Below are 17144 nucleotides of genomic sequence, written 5' to 3'. Positions count from 1 at the left end.
GACTGAACCCTCATGGTAAAAGGATCACACTGACCGATGTAAACCGGTGAATGAGCCGAGCCGAGTCGCGAGACCCACACGTCAGAGGTGAATTTGCCTCTCAGCGGAAATATTTGCGGCCCCTTGCTGGCTCCATTCCACGCAGCCTGCGCCCCGCGGCCGCCGGCCGGAATGCTCGGCACAAAAATACCCGCAACAATGCGGGCTTTGGAACCGCCGACCTCACCCGCCCCCAAGAAACCGATACCCCACCCCCGGCTCCGTCTTCAACCAGCGTGGCGACACTGGATCGTCGCCAAGCTTCTGCCGCAGCTTGCCGAGCACGATGCGCAGGTAGTGGGTGTCCTGCACGTGGGTGGCGCCCCACACTTCGCGCAGCACTTGCTGCTGGGTCACCACGCGGCCGGCATGGCGGATCAGCATGACCAGCACGGCGTATTCCTTGCGGGTGAGCGACAGCAGCGCGCCGTCCAGATGCACCTCGCGGCGCGCCATGTCGACGGCGAGGCGGCCGTCGTCGTAGCGCGGCGGCGGCTCCGGTTCGCCCTGGCGGTTGCGCAGCAGTGCGCGCAGGCGCGCCATCAATTCCTGGATGCCGAACGGCTTGGTCACGTAGTCGTTGGCGCCGTGGTCGAGCGCGCGCACCTTTTCGCTTTCGGACTCGCGCGCGGACAGCATCAGCACCGGCAGCTGGCTCCACTGGCGCAGCTCGGCCAGCACCTCGTGGCCATCACGGTCGGGCAGGCCGATGTCGAGGATCAGCAGATCCGGCGACCGCGTGGCGGCCAGCGCCAGGCCGTCGGCTGCGTTGGCGGCCAGCAGCACCTCGTAGCCTTCGGCGCGCAGGCCGATGTCGAGGAAGCGGCGGATCTGCGCCTCGTCGTCGATCACCAGGATGCGGGGGGCAGAGGAAGTCATGGGGCGCCAGTCAGGCAGGAAGGTCGGGTGGTGGCGGCAACGGCAGGCTGATGCGGATGATGGTGCCGATGCCGTCACCGGGCAATGCCTCCACGCTGCCGCCGTGCGCGCCGATCATGCCGCGGCAGATCGCCAGCCCGAGGCCGGTGCTCTGTGGCGCGCGGTCGCCGCGTGACACCGAGTAGAACATGTCGAAGATGCGTGCGCGCTCGTCTTCGGGAATGCCGGGGCCGCGGTCGCTCACTTCGATCAGCAATTGCTGATCGACGCGCCGCACACTGACCCGCACGGGCTCGTCGGGCGGCGAGAAGCGCGCGGCGTTCTCCAGGATGTTGAACAGCGCCTGCTCGATCAGCGCGGGGTGCACGTACAGCAGCACCGGCTCGGCCGGCGCCAGCGTCTCCACCCGCAGGTCGGGAAACAGCTTGCGCAGCCGGCCCACCGCGGCGGCCACGATCTCGCCGCTGTCGGTCCAATCGCGGTTGAGCTTCAGCGTGCCGTGGCCGAGCCGGGTCATGTCGAGCAGGTTCTGGATGTAGCGATCCAGCCGCCGGCCCTCGCCCAGGATCGCCTGCAGCAGCTCGTGCCGCTCGGCGGCGGGCAGCTTGTCCTCGTAGCTGAGCAGGGTGTCGGCAGCGCCGATCATCGAGGCCAGCGGCGAGCGCAGGTCGTGCGACACCGACGACAGCAGCGCGTTGCGCAGGCGCTCGGTCTCGCCCTGCACGCGGGCGCCCTCGAGCTCGTCGGACAGTTGCGCGCGCTCCAGCGCCTGGCCGATGTCCTGCGCCATCGCCAGCGCCAGACTGCGGCGGTCAGGATCGGGCTCGCCACGCGCGGGGTCGAAGCGCAGGCCGGCCACGCCCAGCGGCCGTGCCTCGCTGCCCAGCGGCAGCATCCAGCATGGCGCCGCGTTGAGCGTGTCGGTGTAGCGGCCAGCCTGCTCGCCGTGGCGGTCGCTCCAGTCGGCCGCGGCCAGATCCTGCGGGCTGAGCTCGCCCTGCGGCGGCGCGCTGGCGACCACCCGCAGCACCTGCCCGGCATCGCGCGCCAGGATCACCGCTTCGCCCTGCAGTGCGTGCGCCAGCGCCTTGCTGCCGGCCTCGCGGATGCCGTGCGCGTCGGTGCTGCTGGTCAGCTGCTGGCCCAGGCTCAGCAGCGCGCGGGTCTGTGCGTGCGCCGCGCGCAAGGATTCGACCTGGCTGGCCAGCCGCGTCGCCAGGCGGCTGCACACCAGCGCGGCGACCAGGAACAGGGTCACCGCCAGCACGTCGTCGACATTGGCGATCACCAGCGTGTAGCGCGGATGGGCGAAGAAGAAGTTGTAGCCGACAAAACACAGTATGGCCGTATAGACGGCCACCGCCATGCGCGTTCGCACCGCCACCACCAGCACCGCGGTGAGGAAGATCAGCGACAGGTTGGCCACCGACAGGTAGCGGTCGGCGACGAACGCCAGACCGAACGCGACCAGCGTGGCGAGCGTGGCATACAGGTATTCGCCGCGCGAACCGCGCTGACGCGGCAGCCGCAGTCGCCGGCGTGCCTTCGCGCGTTCGACCGGGGTGGCGATGATGGTCAGTTCCATGTGGGCGCCGCGGCGCAGCAGCCGCTGGGTCAGCGAGATGCCCAGCATGCGTGCCAGCGGCCGCTCGCGGGTGCGGCCCAGGATGATCTGGCCCACGCCTTCGCGGTCGGCGTGCGCCAGCAGCTCGTCGGCGATCGCGTGGCCGCGCAGCACGATCGCCTCGCCGCCGAGCCGCCGCGCCAGCCGCATCGCCGCCTCCAGCCGTTCGCGCCTGGCCGGGTCCAGCCGCGCGCCGGTGTCGACCCAGGCCACGCTCCACGGCGCGCCGCGCCGCTCGGCGATGCGCCGCGCCACGCGCACCAGGTAGTCGCTCTGGCCGTGACCGTCGATCGCCGCCAGCACGCGGCGGCGCACGGTCATGGCGCTGCCGCGCGCCAGCATGTGTTCGCGCAGGTCGCTGTCGACGTGACCGGCGATGGTCTCCAGCGCCAGCTCGCGCAGCGCGGCCAGGTTGGTCGGCGAGAAGAACGCGTTCAGCGCCGCGGCGGCGGTCTCGGGCACGTACACCTTGCCCTGCTTCAGGCGGCCGATCAGCTCGCGCGGCGGCAGGTCGACCAGCACGATGTCGCGCGCGCGGTCGAGGAACGCATCGGGCACCGTCTCGCGCACGGTGATGCCGGTGATCCGGCGCACCTGGTCGTTGAGGCTTTCCAGGTGCTGCACGTTCAGCGCGGTGTACACCTCGATGCCAGCGTCGAGCAGCTCGGCGATGTCCTGCCAGCGCCGCTCGTGGCGCACGCCAGGCAGGTTGCGATGTGCCAGCTCGTCGACCAGCAGCACCGCCGGCTTGCGCGCCAACGCGGCATCGAGGTCGAACTCCGTAAAATCGCGGCCGTTGTATTTCAGCGCGCGGCGCGGCAGCACTTCCACGCCCTCCATCAGCGCGGCGGTCTCGGCGCGGCCGTGGGTTTCCACCAGGCCGACCACCACGTCCACGCCCTGGCGCTTCAGCTCGCGCGCGGCCGAAAGCATGGCGTAGGTCTTGCCCACGCCGGGCGCGGCGCCCAGGAAGATCTTCAGGCGGCTTTGGCGTTCCTCCTGCGCGGTGCTGAGCAACGCATCGGCGCGGGCTTCACGGGACGGTTCGGTCATCGGGGGATCTCGGGTGCGACATCAGCGCCGGCTGCGGCCCTTCCCACATCCGGGAACGGCCCGGCCATCATGGCGCGGCGGCCGCATCCAGCGCCAGATTGAGCGTGAGCACGTCGACCCGCGGCTCGCCAAGCAGGCCCAGCTGGCGCCCCTGCGTAAAGCGCTGCACCAGCGACTGCACCCGGGCCACGTCGAGATGGCGCAGCCGGGCCACGCGGGCCACCTGGTACTGCGCGGCGGCGGGGCTGATCTGCGGATCGAGGCCGCTGGCCGAGGCGGTGACCAGATCCACCGGCACCGGCGCGGCGTTGCCTGGATCGGCCGCACGCAACGCGGCGATGCGCTGCTTCACCGCGTCGGCCAGCGCCGGGTTGGTCGGCCCCTGGTTGGAGCCGGACGAGGCGCTGGCGTTGTACGGGTTCGGCGCGGTGGCCGACGGCCGGCCCCAGAAATACTTCGGCTCGGTGAACGACTGGCCGATCAGCGACGAGCCGACCGGCTTGCCGTCCCGTTCGACCAGGCTGCCGTTGGCCTGGTGCGGAAACACCAGCTGGGCCAGCCCAGTGGCGGCCAGCGGATACAGCACGCCGGTGATCACGCTCAGCACCAGCAGCAGCATGAAGGATTGACGCAATAGTTTGCTCATGGGTGGTCACCGCTCTTTTTGAAAGTGCGGCCATGGATGGCCGCTGGTTGCTCTTCGCGATCATCGATCGATCGCATTAGAAGTTGCCCTGCAGCATCACGAAACCGCGGCTGCCGCCGACGTTGCGGGTGTCGCTGGCGTTGAGGAAGCTGGATGTGCGCCGGTAGAAGTCCGCGTTGCTGGCCCAGCTGACACCGCCGCTGAGCGACCAGTGCCCATTGAGCTGATACTTCAGCGTGGCACCGAGATCGCTGTAGCTCGGGTTGCGCGCGCCGTTGGCCAGTGGCGTCACCAGTGTGCTGGTGTAGTGCGTGTGGCCGGCATGCAGCGCCAGGCTCCATGCGTCGCTCAGCGGCATGGCGACATCGAGCTGCAGGTAGTCGGTGCCCTTCGAATCGCCGGCATAGCCCTGCTCGGCGTCGACGCCGAAGTAGTCGGTGAGCGCGCGGTTGTACTTCAACGTGACCTGCTTCCAGCTCAACGCGGCGTTCGCCTCCAGCGTGTTCAGCGAGCGCGAAGGCAGCCCGGCCTGATCGAGGTTGGCGCCGGGATAGACATAGCCGTACAGGCCCGCGCGCCACGACCAGTCGCTGTCGATGGACTGGCCGTAGCTGGCATACAGGTCCAGCTCCATCGCGCCGCCGGGGTAGCTGCGCTCGCTGATGCTGGAACCCCAGAAGCCGGCCGCGAAGCCGTTCGGGTGGGTGTAGTCGGCACCGCCCTGGAGCGCCGGCCGACCCCAGCTCTGGGTGAGGCCGCGGAACAGGTAGTCGCTGGTCAGCGCGACATTGCCGCTGACCGGGCTGGCCGGGCTGGCCTGCGCGCCGTCGGCGAGGCCGGCGAGGGAAAGCGCGATGGCTGCACCGATGCGGGTGGAAACATTCATCAGGCCCACCCTCCCAGCACCAGCAGCATGTCGATCAGCTTGATGCCCAGGAACGGCACCGCCACGCCGCCGAGCCCGTACACCAGCAGGTTGCGGCGCAGCAGCGCACCGGCGCCGAGCGCGCGGTACTTCACGCCCTTAAGCGCCAGCGGGATCAGGAAAATGATGATCAGCGCATTGAAGATCACCGCCGACAGGATCGCGCTCTGCGGCGTGGCCAGGTGCATCACGTTGAGCGTGTTCAACGCCGGATACGTCGTCGCGAACGCGGCCGGGATGATCGCGAAGTACTTGGCGATGTCGTTGGCGATCGAGAACGTGGTCAGCGCGCCGCGGGTGATCAGCATCTGCTTGCCGATCTCCACCACCTCGATCAGCTTGGTCGGGTTGGAATCGAGGTCGACCATGTTGCCGGCCTCTTTCGCGGCCTGGGTGCCGGTGTTCATCGCCACCGCCACGTCGGCCTGGGCCAGCGCGGGGGCGTCGTTGGTGCCGTCGCCGCACATCGCCACCAGCCGGTTCTCGGCCTGGATGTCGCGGATCAGCTTGAGCTTCGCTTCCGGCGTGGCCTCGGCGAGGAAATCGTCGACGCCGGCCTCGGCGGCGATCGCCGCCGCGGTGAGCGGGTTGTCGCCGGTGATCATGATGGTCTTGATGCCCATCTTGCGCATCTCGGCGAAGCGCTCCTTGATGCCCGCCTTGACAATGTCCTTCAGCTCGATCACGCCCAGCGCGCGGTCGCCGTCGGTGACGATCAGCGGGGTGGCGCCGCGCCGCGCGACCTCCTCGGCGATGCGCCTGACCAGCGGCGGCAAGTGGCTCGCCTGGGCTTCCAGATACCGTTCCACCGCGTCGAGTGCGCCCTTGCGGATGCGCCGCTCGCCCAGGTCGACGCCGCTCATGCGGGTCTGCGCGGTGAACGGCACGAACTGCGCTGTAGCCGCGGACGCCGTGTCGCGCAGGCCGAAGCGCTCACCGGCCAGCTGCACGATGCTGCGGCCTTCGGGCGTCTCGTCGGCCAGCGAGGCGAGCTGCGCCGCCTCGGCCAGCACGCGCTCGGCGATGCCCGGCGCCGCATGGAGCGCCACCGCCTGGCGGTTGCCCAGGGTGATCGTGCCGGTCTTGTCCAGCAGCAGCACGTCGACGTCGCCGGCCGCCTCCACCGCGCGGCCGGAGGTGGCGATCACGTTGGCGCGGATCATCCGGTCCATGCCGGCGATGCCGATCGCCGACAGCAGCGCGCCGATGGTGGTGGGGATCAGGCACACCAGCAGCGCGATCAGCACGGTCAGCGTGATCGGGTTGCCGGCGCCGGCTGCCTGCACGCTGTAGATCGAATACGGAAGCAGCGTGGCGCAGGCGAGCAGGAAGATCAGGGTGAACTTGGCCAAGAGGATCGTCAGCGCGATCTCGTTCGGCGTCTTGCGCCGCTTGGAGCCCTCGACCATCGCGATCATGCGGTCGAGGAAGCTCTCGCCCGGATTGCTGGTGATGCGCACCACCAGCCAGTCGGACAGCAGCTGGGTGCCGCCGGTGACCGCGCTGCGATCACCGCCGGACTCGCGGATCACCGGCGCGGACTCGCCGGTGATCGCGCTCTCGTTGACGCTCGCCGCACCCACCACCACTTCGCCGTCGCCGGGAATCTGCTCGCCCGCCTCGACCAGCACGTGGTGTCCGGTGCGCAGCTCGCTGGAGGGCACGAAGGTGATCGCGGCGTCGCGCTCGGGGCCGGCCAGCTTCTTGGCGATCACGTCCTTGCGCGTGCTGCGCAGCGCATCGGCCTGCGCCTTGCCGCGGCCTTCGGCCAGCGCCTCGGCGAAGTTCGCGAACAGCAGGGTGAACCACAGCCACAGGCTGACCCCGAAGATGAAGCCGGTGGGCGCTTCGCCGTGACCGGCGAGCGCCTGCAGCCACAGCGCCGTGGTCAGCACGCTGCAGACGAACACCACGAACATCACCGGGTTGCGGAACTGCATCCGCGGCGACAGCTTGCGGAACGAATCGGCGACGGCCTTGAGGATCAGCTCGCGGTTGAAACTGCTCGCCGCGTGAGTATGCGAAGTCATGGATCAGTGCCCCGGCGAAATCGAATGAGCCGACATGAGTTGCTCGGCGATCGGCCCCAGGGCCAGGGCCGGCAGGAAGGTGAGTGCGCCGACCACGATCACCACGCAGGCCAGCAGCGTGACGAACAACGGCGTGTGCGTGGGCAGCGTGCCGGCCGATTCGGGCACGTGCCGCTTGGCGGCCAGCGCGCCGGCCATCGCCAGCATCGCCACGATCAGCGGGAAGCGCGCCAGGAACATGCACACGCCCAGCAACACGTTCCAGAACGGCGTGTTGACGGACAGTCCGCCGAACGCGCTGCCGTTGTTGTTGGAGGCCGAGCTGACCGCGTACAGCATCTCGCTGAAGCCGTGCGCACCGGGGTTGGCGACACCGGCAACACCCGCCGGCACCATCACCGCGATGGCCATGCCGATCACCACCAGCGCGCACGGCAGCAGCACCGCGAGGCTGGCCATCTTCATCTCGTAGGCCTCGATCTTCTTGCCCAGGTATTCCGGCGTGCGGCCTACCATCAGCCCGGCGATGAACACCGCCACCACGGCGAACGCGAGCATGCCGTACAGACCCGAGCCGACGCCACCGAAGATCACCTCGCCCAGCTGCATCAGCCACATCGGCACCAGCCCGCCCAGCGGGGTGAACGAGTCGTGCATCGCGTTCACCGAACCGTTCGAGGCGGCGGTGGTGGCGGTCGCCCACAGGGTGGAGTTGACGATGCCGAAGCGGGTCTCCTTGCCCTCCATGTTGCCACCGGCCTGCAGCGCCGAGGCGTGCTGGTCGACCCCGAGATGGGCAAGCAGCGGGTTGCCGGCCTGCTCGGCCGCCGTGCAGGCCAGCAGCAGCGGGATGAAGATCACCAGCATCACCGCCAGCAGTGACCAGCCCTGGCGGCGGTCACCGACCATCTTGCCGAAGGTGTAGCAGAGCGCGGCCGGGATCAGCAGGATCGACAGCAGCTCGAGGAAGTTGCTCAGCGGCGTGGGGTTCTCGAACGGATGCGCCGAGTTCACGCTGAAGAAGCCGCCACCGTTGGTGCCCAACTGCTTGATCGCGATCTGCGAGGCCGCCGGCCCCATCGGCAGGGTCTGCGTGGCGACCTGCACCGGCGCCATCACCGCGTTGCCGGCGGCATCCTTTTGCGGGTTCCCCGCGGCGTCCATGGCCGGCTCGCTCACCATGGTGGCCTGCACCACCGGCACCGTGAGGTATGGCTTGAAGTTCTGCACCACGCCCTGCGACACCAGCAGCAGGGTCAGCAGCAGCGACAGCGGCAGCAGCAGGTACAGCGTGCTGCGCGTGAGGTCGACCCAGAAGTTGCCCAGGCCCTTCGCGCCGCGACGGGCGAAGCCGCGGATCACTGCGATCAGCACCGCGATGCCGGTGGCCGCGGAGACGAAGTTCTGCACCGCCAGGCCCAGCATCTGGGTCAGGTAGCTCATCGTCGACTCGCCGCCGTAGCCCTGCCAGTTGGTGTTGCTGGCGAAGCTGATCGCGGTATTCATCGACGAGTCCGGCGATACCGCGCCGAAGTGCTGCGGATTCAGCGGCAGCCAGGGCTGCAGCCGCTGCAGCGCATACACCACCAGCACGCCGAGCACGTTGAACAGCAGTACGGCCAGCGCGTAGCGCTTCCAGCCCATGTCCTCGTCGGCGCGGATGCCGCACAGGCGATAGATCAGCCGCTCGCTGCCCGCGCCGATCCGCGTGACGCGGTTGGGCGTGTCGGAGAACACTGCCGCGATGTAGCCGCCCAGCGGCTTCACCAGCAACAGCAGCACGACCAGATACAGCCCCAGCTGGAGATAGTCGTTGCTGGTCATTCGAACCACTCCGGCTTGAGCAGGGCCACGCACAGGTAGCCGGTCAGCGCCAGCGCGATCAGCGCGGCGAACACGTAGAGGACATTCATGGGCGACAACTCACGCAGGCATGGTGGAGGGGAGAAAGCGCGCGGCGATCACTTGCGCGGGCCCAGCCGATCGCAGATCAGCGCAAAGCCCAACGTGGCGGCGCACAGCACCAGCAGGAACAGCAGATAGACGAAATCCATCGACGTCGACTCCGTGGGAGAACGACGCGCACTGTAGGAAGTGCCGCATAAGAACGGGGTAGCGAATCGGGCCGCCCGCGTATAAAACGCGTAAAGCTTTCCGGCGCGGATGCGCTCGCGGTTATTGGGCGATCAGGCGCCCTGGCGCATCGCCACGGCCGCAGGGGTATCGGTCGGGGACAACCGCTCCACCGCGTAGCCAGCCGCGTCCCATGCGTCGAGCCCGCCCAGCAGCGGGCGCACGCGGCGGTAGCCCAGCGACATCAGCAGCTTGGCCGCCTTGGCGGCGGACACCTCGTTGGGACAGCTGCAGTAGATCACCAGCTCGCGTTCCGGCGGCACGTCGGCGAGGGCCAGCTGCACGCCGTCCAGATCGGCCAGCAGCGCGCCGGGAATCACCCGCGTGTCGAGCAGCCGCGAGGCTTCCGAGCGCACGTCGACCACCACCGGGTTACGCCCCGCCGCGATCGCGTCGTTCAGCTCGTCCACCGAGATGCGCGCCATCCGCAGCGCCACCAGCAGGCGCCGGCGCTGCCACCACTTGGCCGCGATGTACAGCGCCAGCAGGCCCAGCAGCAATTCCATCGCCAGCGTGCCGGCCTGCTCCAGCATCGCCAGCACCGCGTCGATCTGGGGGGCGAACGCATAGCCGAGCCCCACCGCCGCACCCGCCCACAGCAGCGAGCCGGCGCCGTCGAGCAGCACGAAGGCGCCCGGCCGCAGGCCCATCGCACCGACCAGCGGCGGCGCCACGGTGGACAGGCCCGGAACGAACTTGGCGATCAGCAGCACGCGCCCGCGCCAGCGCTGGAAGCGCAGTTCGGACTGCTTCACGCAGGAATCGGGCGACAGCGAGATGCGGCAGATCGTGCGCATCACGCCGGCGCCGAAGCGGCGGCCGGCGCAATACCAGACCAGGTCGCTGATCAGGCAGGCCAGCAGCGCGGCCAGCAGCACCGCCACCAGCGGCAGCCGGCCGCCGGCCGACAGCGCGCCGGCCACGATCAGCGTGGGCACAGCCGGCACCGGCACGCCGGCCTGCTCGACCAGCACGTTGACGAACACCACCAGCAAACCGTACTGCGCGATCAGCGCGATGATTTCATGAGCCATCGGATCGGTACTCGATGCAGCGGACCTGTCGTCACCCATGATTGGGCCGCCGGTCCGCCATTGCAAACCCTTCCGTGTGCGCGACGCCTCCCCGGCGCCGCCGTTGATACAGCGGTCACCGAATGGCGCGGGCGTGGCATGCCACCGCAGCGCCCGCGGCTGTCCGCCCTACGAGGCTGCGCGCTGTGCGGAGGGCATCTCGATCGCGGTCTGGCTGATCCGGCGCGCGCCGAAAACCACCAGCGGCAGCCACAGCAGGGTGAACGCCGCGGCGCAGGCGAACACGCCATCGGGACCGAGGCGTCCCAGCGCGATGCCGCCGAAGGTGCCGCCGACGAAGGCGCCGACGAACTGGCTGGTCGAGTACGCGCCCATCGCGGCACCGCGCAGGTGCCCCGGCGCCAGCCGCGACACCAGGCTGGGCAAGGCGGCCTCAAGCAGGTTGAAGGCGGAGAAGAACACCGTCGCGGCCAGCCCGAACGCCGCCATGTGCGTGCCCGACAGCGCAAAGCCGAGCAGGGCCAGCCCGATCGCCACCACGCACACGGTGACGATGCGCAGGCTCTGCGCCACCTCGCGCATGTGGTGCAGAGTCGCGCCCATCACGAAGGCGGCGATCGCCATCACCGGCAGGTAAAGCTCCCAGTGCCGGCTCACCGGCAGGTGCAAGGTATCGGCCAGCAGCAGCGGCAGGCCGACGAAACTGGCCGTAAGCAGCGCATGCAGGAAGAACACCGAGCCGTTCAATACCAGCATGCGGCCATCGCGCAGCATCGCCAGTACCGCGGCGAATCCGGCGGCGGCAGGTGCGCTTGCGCGCGCCGGCGTGGGCACGATCAGCCACAACAGGGTCAGCGACACCAGCGCAAGAATCGACGTGGCGCCAAACAGGCCCGGCAGGCCGGCAACGGCTTCCAGCGGCGGCCCGAGGATCAGCGCCAGCAGGAAGGCCAGCCCGATCGACACGCCGATGATGCCCATCACCTTGCCGCGGCTTTCCTCCGCGGTGAGATCGGCGGCCAGCGCGATCCCGGCGCCGGCCACCGCGCCCATGCCCTGCACCGCGCGTCCGATCACGATGCCGGTGAGCGTGTGCGACATCGCCGCGATCAACCCGCCGATGGCGAACAGGATCAGCCCCAGGGTGATCGCCGGCTTGCGCCCGATCCGGTCCGACAGCAAGCCCAGCGGGATCTGCAGCATGACCTGGCCGATGCCGTACACGCCCAACGCCAGGCCGATCATGAAGCCGGTCGAACCGGGCATCGTCTTAGCGTACAGCGAGAACACCGGCATGATCAGGAACAGGCCGAACAGGCGCAGGCTGATCACGCAGGCCAGGGTCAGCGCGCTGCGCAGTTCGAGACTCGAGAGTTTGCTCACGGAAACACGGACATCGAAGAAGTCATGCCGGCATTATAGGGTGACCCTCGCATGGCGGTTTGTGGCGACATGTCGCGGCGCAAGTTCCTGCAGCCTCTATAATCACCGTCTACGCCGCTGTGATGCCTCCATGAATCTGATGCCCGCCGACGCTTCCCGACCCGCCGACTTCGCCCAGGTGCGGGACCTCGCCGCCGCCGACATGCAGCGGGTCGACGCGCTGATCCGCCAGCGGCTGTCCTCCGACGTGGTGCTGATCAACCAGATCGCCGACCACATCATCGCCTCCGGCGGCAAGCGGCTGCGGCCGATGCTGCACGTGCTGGCCGCGGGCGCTGCAGGCTACCGTGGGGTGCAGCACACCAAGCTCGCCGCGATCATCGAGTTCATTCACACTTCGACCCTGCTGCACGACGACGTGGTGGACGAATCCGACCTGCGCCGTGGCCGCAAGACCGCCAACGCGCTGTGGGGCAACGCCGCCAGCGTGCTGGTCGGCGACTTCCTGTACTCGCGCTCGTTCCAGCTGATGGTGGAACTGGACGACATGCGCATCATGCGCATCCTCGCCGACACCACCAACACGATCGCCGAAGGCGAGGTGCTGCAGCTGCTCAACATCGGCAACGCCGACGTGAGCGAGGCGGCCTACCTGGCCGTGATCGAACGCAAGACCGCGGTGCTGTTCGCCGCCGCCACCGAACTGGGCGGCATCCTCGGCGGCCTGGCCGAGGACCAGGTCACGGCGTTGCGCCGCTACGGCATGGAGCTGGGCTACGCGTTCCAGATCGCCGACGACCTGCTCGACTACACCAGCGACGCCGGCACGCTGGGCAAGAACATCGGCGACGATCTGGCCGAAGGCAAGCCGACCCTGCCGCTGATCTATGCGCTGGAGAAGGCAAATCCCGAGCAGGCGCAGTCGCTGCGCCACGCGATCGAACACGGCGGGCTGGATTCGCTGGACCGCATCATCGCCTCGATCAACGACTCCGGCGCGCTTGAACGCACCCGCAACCGCGCCCTGCTGCACGCCGACGCCGCGCGCGCCGCGCTTGCCACGCTGCCGCCATCCACCTACCGCGATGCACTGGCCACCCTCGCCGACTATTCGGTGCAGCGCACGTTCTGATTACGCCCCCTGTTGCGCAGGGAGAGGAATCACACGCGTCGTTTTTGCTCCCTCCCCTGCTGGCAGGGGAGGGTTGGGGAGGGGTCGCTCTTCACGGCCAGGCAAAGATCAAAAGCACCCCCTCCTGCCCTCCCCCTGCTGCGCAGGGGGAGGAATCACACGTGCAGCTCCCGCGCGGAAGAGAACCGCACATGCCGCGCTCTGCTCGCTCCCCTGCTGGCAGGGGAGGGCTGGGATGGGGTCGCTCTTCACGGCCAGGCAAAGATCAAAAGCACCCCCTCCTGCCCTCCCCCTGCTGCGCAGGGGGAGGAATCACACGTGCAGCTCCCGCTCGGAAAAGAACCAGAGCATGCCGCGCTCTGCTCCCTCCCCTGCTGGCAGGGGAGGGCTGGGATGGGGTCGCTCTTCGCGGCCAGGCAAAGATCAAAAGCGCCCCCTCCTGCCCTCCCCCTGCTGCGCAGGGGGAGGAATCACGCGTGCGGCTTCCGCTCGGACGGGGAACCACACGCGCAGCTTCTGCTCCCTCCCCTGCTTGCAGGGGAGGGTTGGGGTGGGGTCGCTCTTCGCTGCGCTCACCATTGGCCCGCCCGCGGAAACCGATCGTTCAGCGCCGGACGCTGGCAGCCTTCGCGCCAATCGGCCAGACTTCGGCTCATGTGTCGTCTGCGCTCAATCTGCTGGCTTTGGTGTGTCGTGGCGATCCTGCTGCGGCCGGGGGCGGCGCAGGCGGCGGACATGCTGTGGCGTTACGACACGGTGCACAGCCAGATCCTTTTCAGCATCAGCCACAACGGCTACTCGCGGCCGTTCGGCCGTCTGCATATCGCGCGCGGCTGGCTGCGCTTCAATCCGGACGACTGGAGCACCGCGGCGACCGAACTGGACATCGACCTGGCCAGCGTGGACATGGGCGATGCCGACTGGAACGCTGCCGTGTGCAAGCCGGCCCTGCTCGACTGCGCGAAACAGCGTTACGCCCATTTCCGCAGCACCAGCGTGGAGCGCAAGGACGACCGGCACGGCGTGCTGCATGGCCAACTGACCCTGCACGGAACCACCCTTCCGCTGGATCTGTCCTTCACCTTCAACCGCGCCGCCAGAACCATCTACGAAACCCACCAGGTAGCCGGCTTCTCGGCCACCGCCAGCCTCGACCGCACCACGTTCGGCATCACTGCCAACCCCAACTCGATCGGTGCCCAGGTCAGCGTGTGGCTGGAGCTGGAGGCGATCCGTGACGACCACGCCATTCCATCGACCGAGGAGACACCATGAGCTTGCGCAGCAATGACCGCCAGTGGGGCACGATCAGCAAGTTCTTCCACTGGACCATCGCGCTGGGCATCCTCGGCAACGGCCTGTTCGGCCTGTTGATGGACCTGGCCCACTCGCCGATGCAGAAGATCAACTGGCTGGCCCTGCACAAATCGATCGGCCTCACCGTGCTGGCCCTGGCGCTGCTGCGCATCGCGTGGCGGCTATCCGAACGGCGGCCCGCCGAAGAGCCCGCGCCGCGCTGGCAGCAACTGGCCGCGCATGCGGTGCACGGCATGCTGTACCTGCTGATCGTGCTGATGCCGTTGAGCGGCTGGTGGTTCAACTCGGTCACCGGCAAGCCACTGCAGTGGTTCAAGCTGTTCAACCTGCCGGCGCTGGTGGCGAAGGACGACGCGCTGCGCCATTTTGCCCACGGCGTCCACGAATACCTGTTCTGGTTCCTGCTGCTGGTGCTGCTGGCGCATGTCGGCGCCGCGCTGAAGCACCATGTGTTCGACCACGACAACGTGCTGCGCCGGATGCTGCCGTTCGGCCGGCCACGCGATCGCGCCACTTCCGAAGGAGACCACCGATGAAACGTCTTGCCACCCTGCTGCTCGCGCTGGCCCTGCCCGGCCTTGCCGCCGCCACCGACTACACGCTGCAGCCGGCGACCAGCAGTCTCGGCTTCAGCACCTCGTTCCAGGGCGAAAGCTTTGATGGCCACTTCGAGCGCTGGACTGCCGCGATCAGCTACGACCCGGCCCATCTCGATGCCTCGAAGTTCGATGTCGAGGTCGACCTCGCCAGTGCGAAGACCGGCGACAAGGACCGCGACACCGCCTTGCCCGGCAGCGACTTCTTTGACGTCGCCAAATTCCCCAGGGCGCACTTCGTCACCACCGGCCTGCACAAGGATGGCAACAAGGTGATCGCCGACGGCACGCTCACCCTGCGCGGGGTGAGCAAGCCGGTGCGCCTGGAAGTGACCTTCAAACCGCTGCCGACCGGCGCCACGCTGGATGTGTCCGGCACGGTCAAGCGGCTGGATTTCGGTGTGGGCACGGGCGACTACGCCGACACCTCGGTGATCGGTGGCGAGGTGAAAATTTCCGCCCACCTGCAACTGACCGCGAAGTAAGCCCGCGTTGATGGCGAACGACAGCCTGTGGCAGCGCCTGCGTAGCCTGGTCAGGCCGGAACCCGAACGCGTGACCACGCCGCCACCACGCGCGGCCGGCGGCTCGGGCCAGGTCGCCGAGAGTCTGCGCGCGCTGCTGGATGATCCGGGTATTCCCGCTTCGGTGCGCGCCGAATTGGCGACCGACTTCGCGCGCATCGAGGCCATGCTGGACAAGCTGCAGCGCGGCGAACTGCATGTCGCCGTGTTTGGCCGCGTCTCCGCCGGCAAGTCGGCGCTGGGCAATGCCCTGCTCGGGCGCGAAGCGTTCACCGTCGGCGTGCTCCACGGCACCACCACCGACGCCGACCACGCCATGCTGGACGAGGCGCAGCACGATGGCCTGGTGCTGATCGACACCCCCGGCATCAACGAGCTCGATGGCGAAGCGCGCGAGCGGCTGGCCTTCGAGGTAGCCGAGGTCAGCGACCTGGTGATCTTCGTTTGCGACGGCGACCTCACCCGCGAGGAACTCGACGCACTGAGAACCCTGGCCGCCACCCAGCGTCCGCTGCTGCTCGCCCTGAACAAGGCCGATCGCTACGGCCGCGACGAACTGGACAGCCTGCTGCAACACCTGCGCCTGCGCGTGGCCGGGCTGGTCCGCGCCGATGACGTGCTCGCCGTGGCGGCGCACCCCGCGCCCCAACGCGTGGTCGAGTTCGACGCGCGCGGCCATGAGCAGCACCGTGAGCAAGCCCGCGCGCCGGATGTCGCCGCCTTGCGCGAACGCCTGCTGGCGATCGCCGCACGCGAGGGCAAGACCTTGTCGGCAATCAATGCCGGGCTGTATGCCGGCCGCCTCACCGATCAGGTCAGCGCGCGCATCGCGCAGATCCGCCAGGCCGTCGCGGCGAAACTGATTCGCCACTACTGCCTGGCCAAGGGCGTGGCGGTCGCGCTGAATCCGATCCCGGTCGCCGACCTGTTCGCCGCCGCCGGACTGGACGCGGCGATGGTGGTGCAGTTGTCGCGCGTCTACGGCCTGCCGCTAACCCGCGCCGAATCCGGCCGGCTGGTGGCGGTGATCTCGGCGCAGCTGGCCGCGCTGATGGGTGCGATCTGGGGCATGCAGCTGGTCGCCTCGGCACTGAAGGGCATCAGCGCCGGCTTGTCGGTGGTGGTCACCGCCGCAGCACAGGGTGCGCTGGGTTGGTACGCCACGGTGCTGATCGGCCGCGCGGCGGAACGCTATCTGATCGGCGGAAAATCCTGGGGCGAAGCCGGCGCCAAGCGCGCCGTCGCCGATATCGTGGCCGGTCTCGATCGCGACTCGATCCTGCGCGAGGCGCGCGAGGAAATTCTCAAGCGGTTGAAAACTCGCCGCGCTTAGCCGCTTTGCTCCTCCCCCTGCACGCAGGGGACAAATCGGCAGGACTGCCGATTTGTGCGGCGTGAGCCGCCCGAAGGGCGAGGGCCATGGAGGGCCCGAGTACAGGTTGGGAGGGGGTTGCGCAGGGTCGCCGGGAAGATCAAGAGCGAACCCCTCCCCAACCCTCCCCTGCTTGCAGGGGAGGGAGCCTGAGCCGCCCTAATCCCCTGTGGCGCGAGTAGGGGCCTAAGTCGACAGGAACGCGCGCACCGCGGCGGCATCGAACGGCCAGTCCAGCTCGCGCCCGTCGCGCGTATCGCGCAACACCGGCACGCGGGTGCCGTAGCGCTGTTCCAGCTCGGCCGAGTCATCCACCCACTGGCTGTCGAACTCCGGCGCGCGCGCCTGCGCCATCACCGCCAGGGCGAGGTCGCACAGGTGGCAATAGTCGCGCTGGTAGAGGATCAGGTCGGACATGCGGCTGCGAATGGCTGGGGACGCCGCGTAGAATAGCCGG

The 17144-nt window shown here is 68.7% G+C and carries 15 protein-coding genes; 5 read left to right on the top strand and 10 right to left on the bottom strand.

The window, feature by feature from the left end; genetic code table 11:
* Positions 1 to 222: 222 nt before the first annotated feature.
* The 9 genes from ACQGNJ_RS07215 to ACQGNJ_RS07175 all read right to left on the bottom strand — a co-directional run bounded on the left by ACQGNJ_RS07215 (position 223) and on the right by ACQGNJ_RS07175 (position 11746).
* Positions 223 to 918 (bottom strand): response regulator, encoded by a 696-nt coding sequence (locus tag ACQGNJ_RS07215; RefSeq protein WP_426688558.1) that lies wholly within the window; start codon positions 916 to 918, stop codon positions 223 to 225.
* A 10-nt stretch (positions 919 to 928) separates the two neighbouring features.
* On the bottom strand, positions 929 to 3595 hold the full coding sequence (locus ACQGNJ_RS07210) for an ATP-binding protein (RefSeq protein WP_426688557.1): 2667 nt from the start codon (positions 3593 to 3595) through the stop codon (positions 929 to 931).
* A gap of 67 nt (positions 3596 to 3662) precedes the next feature.
* Positions 3663 to 4241: a potassium-transporting ATPase subunit KdpC gene (kdpC, locus tag ACQGNJ_RS07205; protein WP_426688556.1), complete on the bottom strand. Its 579-nt coding sequence runs from the start codon at positions 4239 to 4241 to the stop codon at positions 3663 to 3665.
* Between the two features lie 76 nt (positions 4242 to 4317).
* Positions 4318 to 5127: a TorF family putative porin gene (locus tag ACQGNJ_RS07200; protein ID WP_426688555.1), complete on the bottom strand. Its 810-nt coding sequence runs from the start codon at positions 5125 to 5127 to the stop codon at positions 4318 to 4320.
* The gene (gene kdpB / locus ACQGNJ_RS07195) at positions 5127 to 7196 is read right to left on the bottom strand and encodes a potassium-transporting ATPase subunit KdpB (RefSeq protein WP_426688554.1); all 2070 of its coding nucleotides are present in this window, start codon (positions 7194 to 7196) and stop codon (positions 5127 to 5129) included. Before kdpB ends, ACQGNJ_RS07200 begins: the two co-directional genes overlap by 1 nt.
* A gap of 3 nt (positions 7197 to 7199) precedes the next feature.
* Entirely contained in the window at positions 7200 to 9020 is a 1821-nt protein-coding gene (gene kdpA / locus ACQGNJ_RS07190; protein WP_426688553.1) for a potassium-transporting ATPase subunit KdpA, read from the bottom strand.
* Positions 9017 to 9109: a K(+)-transporting ATPase subunit F gene (gene kdpF, locus ACQGNJ_RS07185; protein WP_072758432.1), complete on the bottom strand. Its 93-nt coding sequence runs from the start codon at positions 9107 to 9109 to the stop codon at positions 9017 to 9019. The genes kdpA and kdpF overlap by 4 nt, the downstream gene beginning before the upstream one ends.
* Positions 9110 to 9382: 273 nt before the next feature.
* Positions 9383 to 10363: a DedA family protein/thiosulfate sulfurtransferase GlpE gene (locus ACQGNJ_RS07180; RefSeq protein WP_426688552.1), complete on the bottom strand. Its 981-nt coding sequence runs from the start codon at positions 10361 to 10363 to the stop codon at positions 9383 to 9385.
* 168 nt (positions 10364 to 10531) lie between these two features.
* Positions 10532 to 11746 (bottom strand): MFS transporter, encoded by a 1215-nt coding sequence (locus ACQGNJ_RS07175; protein WP_426688551.1) that lies wholly within the window; start codon positions 11744 to 11746, stop codon positions 10532 to 10534.
* Between the two features lie 130 nt (positions 11747 to 11876).
* Between ACQGNJ_RS07175 and ACQGNJ_RS07170 the strand changes: the two genes are divergently transcribed.
* The 5 genes from ACQGNJ_RS07170 (at position 11877) to ACQGNJ_RS07150 (ending at position 16648) form a co-directional block, all read left to right on the top strand.
* Positions 11877 to 12878, top strand: coding sequence for a polyprenyl synthetase family protein (locus ACQGNJ_RS07170; protein WP_426688550.1), 1002 nt, complete (start codon positions 11877 to 11879; stop codon positions 12876 to 12878).
* Between the two features lie 654 nt (positions 12879 to 13532).
* A complete protein-coding gene (locus ACQGNJ_RS07165) occupies positions 13533 to 14153 on the top strand; it encodes a YceI family protein (protein ID WP_426688549.1) in 621 nt (206 codons plus the stop codon).
* On the top strand, positions 14150 to 14731 hold the full coding sequence (locus tag ACQGNJ_RS07160) for a cytochrome b (protein ID WP_426688548.1): 582 nt from the start codon (positions 14150 to 14152) through the stop codon (positions 14729 to 14731). The genes ACQGNJ_RS07165 and ACQGNJ_RS07160 overlap by 4 nt, the downstream gene beginning before the upstream one ends.
* Positions 14728 to 15276 carry a YceI family protein gene (locus ACQGNJ_RS07155; RefSeq protein ID WP_426688547.1) on the top strand — a complete coding sequence of 183 codons (549 nt, stop codon included), beginning with the start codon at positions 14728 to 14730 and terminating at the stop codon, positions 15274 to 15276. Before ACQGNJ_RS07160 ends, ACQGNJ_RS07155 begins: the two co-directional genes overlap by 4 nt.
* Before the next feature lie 10 nt (positions 15277 to 15286).
* A complete protein-coding gene (locus tag ACQGNJ_RS07150) occupies positions 15287 to 16648 on the top strand; it encodes a DUF697 domain-containing protein (RefSeq protein ID WP_426688546.1) in 1362 nt (453 codons plus the stop codon).
* Positions 16649 to 16873: 225 nt separating this feature from the next.
* Here the strand turns inward: ACQGNJ_RS07150 and ACQGNJ_RS07145 are convergent, their stop codons facing one another.
* Positions 16874 to 17104, bottom strand: a complete 231-nt coding sequence (locus ACQGNJ_RS07145; RefSeq protein WP_426688545.1) for a glutaredoxin family protein — start codon at positions 17102 to 17104, stop codon at positions 16874 to 16876.
* Positions 17105 to 17144 lie beyond the last annotated feature (40 nt).

The sequence above is a fragment of the Rhodanobacter ginsengiterrae genome (genome assembly GCF_050026815.1).
Taxonomy (GTDB): domain Bacteria; phylum Pseudomonadota; class Gammaproteobacteria; order Xanthomonadales; family Rhodanobacteraceae; genus Rhodanobacter; species Rhodanobacter ginsengiterrae.
The sequence above is the reverse complement of the archived record's forward strand: the minus strand, read 5'-3'. Positions and strand labels throughout refer to the sequence as shown.